The sequence below is a fragment of the Phyllobacterium brassicacearum genome, from assembly GCF_003010955.1.
GTDB classification, from domain to species: domain Bacteria; phylum Pseudomonadota; class Alphaproteobacteria; order Rhizobiales; family Rhizobiaceae; genus Phyllobacterium; species Phyllobacterium brassicacearum.
The window spans coordinates 202861-212557 of sequence record NZ_PGGO01000009.1 but is presented as its reverse complement, the minus strand read 5'-3'; the positions used below and the strand labels follow the sequence as shown (position 1 = coordinate 212557).

The 9697-nt window shown below is 54.1% G+C and carries 11 protein-coding genes; 5 read left to right on the top strand and 6 right to left on the bottom strand.

The window, feature by feature from the left end; genetic code table 11:
- Window positions 1-200: 200 nt before the first annotated feature.
- The 3 genes from CU102_RS14300 to mscL form a co-directional block, all read right to left on the bottom strand.
- Window positions 201-1259 (bottom strand): AbrB family transcriptional regulator, encoded by a 1059-nt coding sequence (locus CU102_RS14300; RefSeq protein WP_166648401.1) that lies wholly within the window; start codon window positions 1257-1259, stop codon window positions 201-203.
- Window positions 1256-2422, bottom strand: coding sequence for a pyridoxal phosphate-dependent aminotransferase (locus CU102_RS14295; RefSeq protein WP_106711756.1), 1167 nt, complete (start codon window positions 2420-2422; stop codon window positions 1256-1258). Before CU102_RS14295 ends, CU102_RS14300 begins: the two co-directional genes overlap by 4 nt.
- 173 nt (window positions 2423-2595) lie before the next feature.
- A complete protein-coding gene (gene mscL, locus CU102_RS14290; RefSeq protein ID WP_106711755.1) occupies window positions 2596-3000 on the bottom strand; it encodes a large conductance mechanosensitive channel protein MscL in 405 nt (134 codons plus the stop codon).
- 223 nt (window positions 3001-3223) lie between these two features.
- On the opposite strand from mscL, the gene CU102_RS30400 reads away from it, so the two are divergent.
- The 4 genes from CU102_RS30400 to CU102_RS30385 are packed head-to-tail and all read left to right on the top strand — an operon-like array spanning window position 3224 to window position 6695.
- Window positions 3224-4966, top strand: a complete 1743-nt coding sequence (locus CU102_RS30400; RefSeq protein WP_245425336.1) for an SLC5/6 family protein — start codon at window positions 3224-3226, stop codon at window positions 4964-4966.
- The gene (locus CU102_RS30395) at window positions 4893-6086 is read left to right on the top strand and encodes a sensor histidine kinase (protein ID WP_245425335.1); all 1194 of its coding nucleotides are present in this window, start codon (window positions 4893-4895) and stop codon (window positions 6084-6086) included. The genes CU102_RS30400 and CU102_RS30395 overlap by 74 nt, the downstream gene beginning before the upstream one ends.
- Window positions 6087-6122: 36 nt before the next feature.
- A complete protein-coding gene (locus CU102_RS30390; RefSeq protein ID WP_245425334.1) occupies window positions 6123-6428 on the top strand; it encodes a hypothetical protein in 306 nt (101 codons plus the stop codon).
- 39 nt (window positions 6429-6467) lie between these two features.
- Window positions 6468-6695 carry a response regulator gene (locus CU102_RS30385; protein ID WP_245425333.1) on the top strand — a complete coding sequence of 76 codons (228 nt, stop codon included), beginning with the start codon at window positions 6468-6470 and terminating at the stop codon, window positions 6693-6695.
- A 27-nt stretch (window positions 6696-6722) separates the two neighbouring features.
- Here the strand turns inward: CU102_RS30385 and CU102_RS14280 are convergent, their stop codons facing one another.
- Window positions 6723-7277: a LuxR C-terminal-related transcriptional regulator gene (locus tag CU102_RS14280; protein WP_425351551.1), complete on the bottom strand. Its 555-nt coding sequence runs from the start codon at window positions 7275-7277 to the stop codon at window positions 6723-6725.
- 310 nt (window positions 7278-7587) lie between these two features.
- Between CU102_RS14280 and pip the strand changes: the two genes are divergently transcribed.
- Entirely contained in the window at window positions 7588-8538 is a 951-nt protein-coding gene (gene pip, locus CU102_RS14275) for a prolyl aminopeptidase (RefSeq protein WP_106711754.1), read from the top strand.
- Between the two features lie 45 nt (window positions 8539-8583).
- Here pip and CU102_RS14270 read toward each other — a convergent pair whose 3' ends face one another.
- Window positions 8584-9027 carry a VOC family protein gene (locus CU102_RS14270; protein ID WP_106711753.1) on the bottom strand — a complete coding sequence of 148 codons (444 nt, stop codon included), beginning with the start codon at window positions 9025-9027 and terminating at the stop codon, window positions 8584-8586.
- Window positions 9028-9151: 124 nt separating this feature from the next.
- Entirely contained in the window at window positions 9152-9592 is a 441-nt protein-coding gene (locus tag CU102_RS14265; RefSeq protein ID WP_106711792.1) for a hypothetical protein, read from the bottom strand.
- Window positions 9593-9697 lie beyond the last annotated feature (105 nt).

The following is a 9697-nucleotide window of genomic DNA, read 5'->3' as shown; positions in this document are numbered from 1 at the left end:
ATTCCAACGAACTCGTTATTGAGTTGAAAGATGCCTTGGTCGAAGTCTGGACAGCGCTGGGCATTCCGTTTTCCAAAGACAGCGCACCGGCAGTCGAGACCAGCGAACGGGTGGTGACGCTCGCTGTGTCAAAGGCCGGCGGCTAACTGCTACACCTTGTGCGAGTCTGGAGCCGGCGTTTCGTTGATGAAACGCCGGTCTTATTTTGTCGCGTCGTCCCCGCGTAGCCAGCGGGCGAGGAACGACACTGCGAAGGCGATCATCAGGAAGCGTACGACATGATGAGAGGCGACGTAGGACGGATCCACGCCGAGCGAGAAGGCGATCACCGTGAGCGCTTCCAGTGCACCAGGCGCAAAGGCCAGCGCGATTTGCGCCGGGTGGATGTCAAGTAAGTACCAGACCATGAATGCCGCAAAAAAAGAGGCGGCCGTGCCGACGATGAAGGCGCATAGCGCCACCGGTAAATAGCGCAGAAGCTGTGTTCTATGTTCGGCTCCGACGCGCGAACCGATCAGGACACCGAGCACGATCAAGCCGATATCAGCAACAGAGCGCGGAACTACGGCCGTGACGGCGGAGGTCGCATGCAGGAGTGCACTTGCGACAAGCGCGCCGAGCATCATCCCACCTGGAACACGGCTGAGATGCCCAAGGAGTGCGCCACCTACACCGCAGATCAACAGAATTAAAGCGTCCTGTATCGTCCACTCGTAGTTGAGCTCCACGACCACATGCGGCGCATTCTTGGCAATAATTGCAAGCAGTGGCGCCAGAAAGCCGATCAGCAACAGCAGGCGGACGCACTGGATTACCGTGATCTTGACCATGTTTGCCTTTGTTCCCATGGCCGCGACGAGAACGAACGACAAGGCACCGGGCAGCGATGAAAACAGCGCCGTCGGTCCATCCCATCCAAAACCTTTGCGCAACAGTAAATAGGTAGAACCCGTCACCAGGACGAGCGCTACGAACAGCATCAAGAAACTGAAGGGCCACTCCACCATCTGGTTGATCGTGTCGGGGGAGACACCGGACCCGGCCTGAATACCGAGCGTGAAGAAGACGACAACACGCAACCAGTCCGGAAGATGCATGCGAATACCGGACAGCGATGCTGTGGTCACGGCAATGGTTGAGCCAAGCAGAAAGGGGATAGGCAGACCTATCAGCTTGGCGGCGTATGCGCCGGCAGCTGAGATTAACAGTGATAGGATGGCAGTCTGGGTATTGTTGTGGTGGATGAAGTTTGACGTCAACGTTTCCGAATCCAGTCTGCGAGGCGATCGGCGGCCTCCTCGACCTGATCTAGCCGTCTGGCAAAGCAGAGCCGCAGGAAGGCCGCGCCACCATCCCCAAAAGCTGTTCCAGGCGCAAGGCCAACTTTCGCCTCATCGACAATATCGAAAGCCGCGCGGTAGGAATCCGTAATGCCTTCGACGCCGAACAGCAGGTAAAACGCGCCGGCAGGCGGCGACAGGTGCACTCTTCCCGTGGCTGAAAGCTTTGCGCAGAGAATGTCGCGCGCCTTGTGGGCACGGTCTACCTGCATGCGAATGAATTCGTCACCGTGCTCAAGCGCCGCTACCGCACCCCGCTGCATGAACTGCGCAACACCGGAGGTAGAGTACTGGATGAGGTTTTCCATCGTCTTGCCGAGCGAAGGATGCACGGTCATCCAGCCGACACGCCATCCCGTCATTGCCCAGTTCTTCGAGAAGCTGTTAACGAAGATGATTCTCTCGTCCGGATCCATGATATCCAGGAATGATGGAGCCCGCCGTGCGCCATAGTAAAAGTGCGCATAGATTTCATCAGCGATTATCCACAAACCGTGATGACGGGCCAGGTTGAGGATTTCCTTTAGCGTATTGGTGTCGGCGGTCCAGCCCGTGGGATTGGATGGCGTGTTGATAAACAACGCCTTCGTCTTTGGTGTGATGGCTTCGCGAATTTTCTGCGGATCGAAGCCCCAGCCATTGCCGGTAAAATCCTGGGTAACAGGAACAGGCGTTGCGCCGGCAATACCGGCGGCGGCGGCGAAGTTCGGCCAAGCGGGTGAAAGATAGACGACTTCGTCCCCGGCACCCGCCGTCGCCTGAATAGCCAGCTGGATCGACTGCATGCCTGACCCCGTGACGTAGAAATGTTCGACGGATAGATCGACATCGAAATGTCGCCTGTAATAGTTAGCAAGGGCCTGGCGCAGTTCGGGTATCCCTGCCTGCCACGTGTAGAACGTTTCGCCATTGGACAGACCGTTGCTTGCCGCATCGCGGATAAAGTCAGGTGTGGGCAGATCGCCCTCGCCCGCCCACAGCGGAATGACACCTTCCTGTCGACGGCCGTGATTCATTACGGCAACAATGCCGCTTTCTGGCGCGACAGCAGCTTCGTGACGCAGATGCTCGACAAGGCCCATTCGATTGTTCTCCACTCGTGTTTTGGGAGACCTACCGCAACGGGTCAAATTTCGCACGTGTATATTTGTGATGTTTCCATCATTGCAAATGATGGGCTGCTGACAGACAACTGACACTCATAAACGCAAAAACCCGGCTCTTAGCCGGGTTTCTCGATGCAATATCTCTCGCCTTAGCGCTTGGCGAGCAGGTCGCGAATTTCCGTCAACAGAATTTCTTCCTTCTTCGGTGCAGGATCTGCCGCAGCTTCCTTCTTCTTGAACTGGTTCATGGCCTTGACCACGATAAAGAGCACCCATGCGACGATCAGGAAGTTGATCAGAATCGTGATGAAATTACCGTACGCGATCGTCGCGCCGGCGTCCCGGGCGGCGGCCAATGTCGGTGCGGGCGCACCCGAAAGCTGGAAATAGAGGTTCGAAAAATCGATACCACCTGTCATCAGTCCGATAATAGGCATGAAAAGGTCAGCCACAATCGACTCAACCAGTCTGCCAAAGGCACCACCGATGATCACACCGATGGCGAGATCAACCATGTTTCCCTTCAAGGCAAATTCTTGGAATTCCTTTAGCATGATATACCGCTCTCCAGTAATCTGTGTTAGTGCGAATATTGTCCTCAGCGATGCTGCCCCAAGCACGCCCGACAGTAGCAGAAGATTTGAGAATATTAACTTAAAGTTTGATTGTTCTACCGGTTTTAAAGATAGCGTTGGCATAGATGTTGCTCTGCCATTGTTGTGATAATATAATTGGACGGCAGGCGATCGATACCTAATTGACGGAAGGTTGAGGCCCATGAAGGGCTTGGCTGGTATACCTATCGTACTCTGTTATTTTCTCCTGCAGTATTGGGCGATCAGATCAGCTGACGTCCAGGCAAAGAGCTGGCGTCCGCTCATTTATTCGTTAAGCGCCGCGGCAAGCGGAAGCACGTGGCTATACTTTGGCTCCACTGGATATGCTGCAAATCATGGTCTCGAATTTATTGGCCTGTATCTCGGTATCGTTCTGACATACACGCTCGGCTTCCCACTGCTCCTCAGGATAGTTGCTCTCGTAAAATCTGAGGGGATAACATCTATCTCCAATTTCATCGGCGCGCGTTATGGCAAGAGTTTTTCGGTCGCTGCTATCGTCACGGTGATCACGACGATAGGCCTCATTCCTTACATATCGCTGCAGGTGACAGCTATCCACTATCTGTACGACGTGCTTGGCGGCACCTATGATCCGCATCCCCACGGCCAAAGGATGGACGAACATTTGTTGGTTCTGTCGATGATTATCGCCCTTGGCTATGTGACCATTTCATACGGCGCGCGATCAAACCAGATCACAGATCGCAATGATGGTCTACTCCGCGTCTTGGCAATTGACAGCACCATCAAACTTGTCGTCTTCGTGTTGATTGGCGTCATTGCAGTTGTCCTCCTCGAAGGACCTTCGGTTGAAACCCTCAATCAAATGATTGGCTTTCAGCCCGATGGTGCAGTCCATCCAAAGAACATTTCTGTCGGCAATCTGTTGGCCCTCTTTGCAATCGGAGCCGCATCGGTCCTGCTTCTGCCAAGCCAGTTTCATCTGACCGTGGTCGAAAACAGAGGTAAAGAGGAACTCGAGCTAGCGAGGTGGCTTGTTCCGCTCCTGCTGCTGGTTGGAGGGCTCTTCGTTCTCCCCCTCGCGCAGATCGGACCATCTTTAGTGGACGATCATGCACCGGCAGATTTTTATTTTCTGTCCGTACCAATTGCTGCCGGCCAGTATTGGCTTGGCCTGATCGCCTTTCTTGGGGGCTTGTCCGCAGCAGCAACCATGGTGGTCTTCCCATCGATTCTGCTTTCAATCATGATTTCCAATGATCTTGTGCTTCCGGTTCTTTTGAGACGGGCCGCCGCCACAACACCAAAGGAAACCAGGGACTTTACACGCACCATTGCAAATCTGCGGCGGGGTGTCGTCGCAGCGATACTTGTGACAGCGTTTGCCTATCAGTTTACAATCCAGGTGCACGTCGATTTTGCGAGTCCCGCTTTGGTGTTTGCAGTTGCCATGATGCAGCTCCTCCCACCATTTCTCGGAGGATTGTTGTGGCGCCGGGGCACCGCCCGTGGTGCGCGCTGGGGAATGTTCGGAGGCTTCAGTGTCTGGGCCTATACCATGGTCCTACCGACCTTGGTCGGGATGTCGTCGCCACTTCTCACCGACGGTCCGTTCGGATTGTCTGCGCTTCGTCCTCATGCTCTGTTTGGATTGGAGGCCAGCAACTATGTCAACGGGCTGGTGTGGAGCCTTGCAGCCAATTTGACGCTCTTCATCCTGGGATCATTGTCGCGGAGTGCAACACCTCTGGAACGCATCCAGGCGTCTGTGTTCATTGCTGAAAACAGACTATCTACGAACACAATCGGCAATCTTCAGCCCGGTGTGACGGTGGATCAGCTAAAGACGACAATTTCGAAGTATATTGGCATCGAGCAGACCGATCTCTGCGTTCAAAGCCTTTCACAGGCAAGAGAATATCATCCTCGAAGGCGGTGACCGCGCCGATTTCAAGACGGTCCATTTCTCGGAGCAGCTGCTCACCGGAATCGTCGGCTCACCATCTGCCCGCATGATCCTTTCCCTCGCAATGGGACCAACCGGTCTCGCTCAACGCCGCGCACAGATATTGCTGGACCATGCGACTGACGCCTTGGCGCAGAACCGGCACCTGTTGCAAAACGCGCTGGATCAGATGGATCAGGGCATCAGCGTCTTTGATCCGAGCTACCGGCTCAGTTGCTGGAATACTCAATTCAGACTCATTCTGGATCTGCCGAAAGACCTGCAGCGAATGGGAGCATCACTGGACGGTATCGTTGCTTGCCTGTTCGAGCGTGGTGATCTGCCCGATTTCCGGGGTCAGGATTTTGTACAACAGTTCGCCAGCCTTGTTGCGCCCTGGCGTATCACGCTGAAAAAAACTGGCCAGACGATCGAAATCCGTTCCAACTCCATGCCGGACGGCGGTCTCGTTACGACCTTCACCGACGTGACGAATGCCGTCGCCGCCGACAATTTGCTGCGTCAAACCAACGAGTCGCTGGAGTTGCGCGTGCGTGACCGCACGACAGAACTCACACTTGCAAACCAACAACTGGCGAAGGCACAACGGCGTGCCGAAGATGCAAATATCGGCAAGACGCGATTCCTGGCTGATGCCGGGCGCGATATTCTCCAGCCTCTCAATGCTGCCCGGCTATATTCATCCTCACTGATGGAGCGACTTGGAAACTCACGGGAAAAAGAACTCGCCAGCAACGTCGACTCATCGCTTGCAGCGGTCGAAGCGATTATCAGCGCATTGCTTGATATTTCGCGACTAGACACAGGCGCTCTGAAGCCGGTCATCTCTGTTTTCCGTCTTGATACGGTGCTGCAGCAAATTGCCGGGGATTTCTCACCTATGGCCCAGGAAAAGGGCCTGGAACTATCTGTCGTCAAAAGCTCTGCTGTTGTGATGACCGATCGTAATCTTCTCCGGCGGCTCGTCCAGAACCTGGTGTCCAATGCCATTAAATATTGTCGATCGGGCAAGGTATTGGTTGGGATACGCCGACGCGGCAGATCAACTGCAAGTTTGGGATACAGGCATTGGGATGCCAAAATCCAAACTTGACGACATTTTCCGCGAGTTTACCCGCTTTCGGAGGGAATGAAGGTTTCGGATGGCCTTGGATTAGGGCTTTCCATTGTCGAGCGCATCGCGAAAATTCTCGAGCTTTCGATTTCCGTCAACTCGGCAATTGGCAAGGGATCGGTCTTTTCGGTCAGTATGCCCATTTCGAACTCACCGCCTATTCAGGCATTTGAGGAGCAACGAAAAACGAAACCTGGCAATGTGCTGGCCGGACTTTTGATCATTTGCGTAGACGACAACGAACAATCGCTTGCCGGCGTGCAGGAGCTGTTGACGACTTGGGGATGTAAAGTCATTGCGTTTAACAACGGCAACGCATAGCGATCAGACTGCCTCGAAAACGGCCCTGTTCCTGATGTCTTGCTGGTCGACTATAACCTCGACAACGAAAACGGACTCGATCTCATTGGCTACGCCCGAACGCAATTAGACCATCACATAGGGGCCGCATTGGTCACCGCCGACCGGTCCGATCACGTGCGGGCACGCGCCTCCGCCGAAGACGTATCAATCATCAACAAACCGGTACGTCCGGCAATACTGCGCGCACTCCTCTCCCACTTGCGTCAGGCAATGGCAGCCGAATAGATCGCAGGCGGATGGGCGCTTTCGAGCTCATACATCTTCCTTGAAGCGTGCCAGCCGGATAACCGCCTGGGTGCGGCTTTCAACGCCGAGTTTATACAATACGGCAGACACATGCGCTTTGATTGTGGCTTCCGAGACATTGAGTTCGTGTGCGATTTGTTTGTTCAACATCCCGTCTGCCATCATACCTAGAACCCGCCCTTGTTGAGGCGTCAGCCTGCGCATGCATCGAATCAGCTCGACCATTTCGGGATCGAGCACAACTTCGTCGTCTGCGCGCAAAGGCGACCAGACATCGCCGTCGAGAATGGTCTGGACCGCATTCTCAATTTCTTCGGGACTGGACGACTTTGAGATGAACCCTGACGCACCAAGTGCCAAGGCTGCACGAATTGTCACAGCATCATCGGTTGCCGAAACGATCGCAATAGGAACAGCGGGCTGTATTGCCCGCAGACTGATAAGCCCGGTCAACCCGCCAACGCCATTCAAGGAAAGGCCGAGAAGGACAAGATCGATATCAGTTGAGTCCTGAATCAAACTCTTGGCGCTCTCCAGATCACCAACCTCGACGATGTCCACATTTGTTTTCGAGGAGGAAAGCGCTAGCTTCAACGCCCCCTGAAAAGAGGATGATCATCGACAATAACAAATTTATATTTCATAAATCAAAAGTCCTTACGTGCTGAAATAGCAGCGGTCGTAATCCAAAAGCTCTAATCCTAACGACTAAATCCAATTCGCCTGATATACCAAGAGCATTTTGGCGCGTGCCAAAGTTTTAAGTAGCAATCAAAGTCCGGCAACAAAGGCTAGCCCATTCATTTGCCTTGGCAAAACCGTATTCCCGAGCGATTATTTGTTGTGGGGATTATTTTTGAAAGTGGGATGCATGATTACAAATACTCTTTACCCTGAGAACCAGCCTTATTCTGAACAGATGCTTGAAGTGTCTGAACTGCACAGCATTCATCTGGAGCAATGCGGCAATCCCGATGGTAAACCCGTGATTATGATCCATGGGGGGCCGGGGGGCGGGATCAATCCGATAATGCGCCGTCTGCATGACCCGGAGCGCTACCGCATCATCCTTTTCGATCAGCGCGGCTGCGGAAAATCGACGCCGCATGCCGAACTGGAGGAAAACACCACCTGGGACCTGGTCGCCGATATGGAGCGTATCCGCAATCACCTCGGCATCGAGAAATGGCAAGTATTCGGCGGCTCCTGGGGTTCAACGTTGGGGCTGGCCTATGCGCAAACACATCCTGCACAAGTGACGGAACTGATCTTGCGCGGCATTTTCATGATAAGGCGTTTCGAGATCGAGTGGTTCTATTCCAACGGCGCCAGCATCATCTACCCTGATCGTTTCGAAGCCTACCAAGAGCATATTCCGGAAGAGGAACGCGGCGACATGATTGCCGCCTATTATAAACGCCTGACAGATCCGGATCCGAACGTGCGTATGGCCGCGGCTAAATTGTGGGCACGCTGGGAAGGTTCGGCGCTCTCCCTACTTCCGGATCCGGCACGCGAAGAGGCCTTCGGCAGTGACCATTTTGCCATCGCCTTCGCTCGGATCGAATGCCACTACTTCCAGAACAGGGGCTTCTTCGACACCGACGACCAGTTATTGCGGAATGCGCACCTGATCCGCGATATTCCTGGCATCATCGTCCATGGCCGCTACGATATGTGCACGCCTCTGCTCAATGCGTGGCACTTGAAAAAGGTCTGGCCTGAGGCCGATTTGCGGATTGTCGAAGATGCCGGCCACGCTGTCAGCGAACCCGGCATCGTTCATGAATTGGTTGCGGCGACCAAACGCTTTGCTGCTTGACCATTGACCTTGCAACTGGCCGAAATCACGGCCGGTTGCTCGATCCTATGCCGCCAGATGTTTGTATTGCGACTTGACGACCCAGAGGTGACCAAACGGATCAGTCAGCACGCCGGCGCGATCGCCGCTGTCCAGCGTTTCCACCTCGTTGCGCAGACGCCCGCCTTCGGCGACAGCATGGTGCATGACCCGATCGACATCATCGACATGAATATCAAGCATGACGGGCGTTGCACCGATGGCATGAATCGATCGTGGGCCACCAAGTGATGCGTCTGCATCGCGCTTTGGGTTCGCACCGACTATCATCACCATCGACGCACCCATGCGCATTTCGGCAGCAATCAATTCACCGTTATGCCGATATGGGCGGCCGACAACTTTGGCGCCGAAGACATTCTCGTAGAAATCCAGAGCTTTCTGCTGGTCACCATGGCGGACAAAAAGCCTGATCGACACTTCTCCAATCAGTGTTGGCACTGCAATCATTTTACCGCTCCCAGAGGAAAATTCAGAGCGACTAAAGTCTACCATATTGACGAACAAATCAAGAACAAACTATCCAAAATAGAGTGAACATGCTGCCAATATCCTGACATCCGGCATTCACGCTTCAGGTCTTTTGTGGCGTCGGTTGCTCGGGCTTGGTTCCGCTATTGTCGTTGTCGAATTCCTTGGCGATCCCCATGAACCGGCGCATGAATTTTTCCATGTAGCTGAGGCCCTTTTCGAACTCTTCATCGGACGGGAGGGCATCGCGCACGACAGGCGGAATCTTGCCCATGCCTGCTACAGTTTCCTCGAGCTTTGTGACGCGCGTTTTGAGGTCGGCTATATCCTCCTCATAGGCTGTCCGCTCTTCAGCCGCGAGCTTACAGATGAGCTGCCCCGCTTTCTCCTGACAGATCGACATCTCGCCCGTCTTGTTGTTCATGCGAACATAACCGTCGTCGGTTTTCTCCAGCGTGTAAGTCGTGGTTTCCTGAGCCGGCGCAGCGAATGACCACAAGGAGCCAGCCGCGAGAGCGATCACCAGAGTGCGTGTTCCTGACATGGATGAACCTCCAACGTTTTGGCGTTGCACGAGCATGACGAAATAATACGCCGAAAATCTGAAACAGGATGAGATTTCTGTTACCCTTGCTACTCTACCCTTTGC